Below are 274 nucleotides of genomic sequence, written 5' to 3'. Positions count from 1 at the left end.
CGATACTTGTGCTCTCGGCACAACGTGCCGATTTGTTTTTCCAAATGGCACTTGGGATGATCTTTCATCAGGTTCTTCTTCCAACGATAATAAGACGCTCGTGAGATACCTAAATGAACACAGATATCCTGTACGGTCATTGTGCTATGCAATACTTCTACAAGTTCGACTGACGTTTGGCTATCAACTTCCTTTCCAATTCGTTGTACTTTTTTAAAACTTCATTTTGTTGTCTCAGATAACGGTTCTCTGCCTGCAGTTTCTCTAATTCGGA

Annotated in this window: 1 pseudogene; it reads right to left on the bottom strand. The window is 40.9% G+C overall.

The annotated features are described in order from the left end of the window. Positions 1 to 274: pseudogene (locus tag WA325_RS21305) on the bottom strand (DUF1492 domain-containing protein); the annotation flags it as partial.

This window comes from Bacillus sp. 205(2023) (genome assembly GCF_037027485.1).
Lineage (GTDB): Bacteria > Bacillota > Bacilli > Bacillales > Bacillaceae > Bacillus > Bacillus halotolerans.
This window is presented reverse-complemented; position numbering and strand designations above follow the sequence as displayed.